This window comes from Dellaglioa sp. CoH-57-MRSF-19 (assembly GCF_056781975.1).
Genome location: NZ_JBXAXW010000104.1, coordinates 1 through 517, shown reverse-complemented (window position 1 = coordinate 517; position 517 = coordinate 1). Strand labels below are relative to the sequence as shown.

Sequence of the window (517 nt, the reverse complement as noted above, 5' to 3'; positions counted from 1 at the left end):
TAAACGGTCCTAACCGGATTTGAACCGGTGATCTTCCGCGTGACAGGCGGACGTAATAACCCCTATACCATAGGACCTTCGATGGAGGTTACAGGGCTTGAACCTGTGACCCTCTGCTTGTAAGGCAGACGCTCTCCCAACTGAGCTAAACCTCCAACATACACTATTTACTTTATATGACCCGTACGGGATTTGAACCCATGTTACCGCCGTGAAAGGGCGGTGTCTTAACCACTTGACCAACGGGTCAATTTGCAACGGAGAATAAGGGATTCGAACCCTTGAAACAGGAAACCCGTTTACATGATTTCCAATCATGCTCCTTAGACCAACTCAGACAATTCTCCACATTACAAAATAAAAACTCCGGCAGTAGGACTCGAACCTGCGACATCTTGATTAACAGTCAAGCGCTCTACCAACTGAGCTATGCCGGAATAAAATAATAAAAAAAGCATGGCAACGTCCTACCCTCGCAGGGGGCGACCCCCAACTACTCTTGGCGCTAAGAAGCTTA

The 517-nt window shown here is 47.6% G+C and carries 5 tRNA genes; all 5 read right to left on the bottom strand.

Annotation, left to right across the window (positions count from 1 at the left end):
* Positions 1–4: 4 nt before the first annotated feature.
* The 5 genes from AC1RO3_RS08465 to AC1RO3_RS08445 all read right to left on the bottom strand — a co-directional run bounded on the left by AC1RO3_RS08465 (position 5) and on the right by AC1RO3_RS08445 (position 437).
* A tRNA-Asp gene (locus AC1RO3_RS08465) sits at positions 5–77 on the bottom strand.
* Positions 78–82: 5 nt separating this feature from the next.
* Positions 83–155: transfer RNA gene (locus AC1RO3_RS08460), tRNA-Val, on the bottom strand.
* Positions 156–177: 22 nt separating this feature from the next.
* A tRNA-Glu gene (locus AC1RO3_RS08455) sits at positions 178–249 on the bottom strand.
* Positions 250–258: 9 nt separating this feature from the next.
* A tRNA-Ser gene (locus AC1RO3_RS08450) sits at positions 259–347 on the bottom strand.
* Positions 348–364: 17 nt separating this feature from the next.
* Positions 365–437, bottom strand: a tRNA-Asn gene (locus AC1RO3_RS08445).
* Between the last annotated feature and the right edge of the window lie 80 nt (positions 438–517).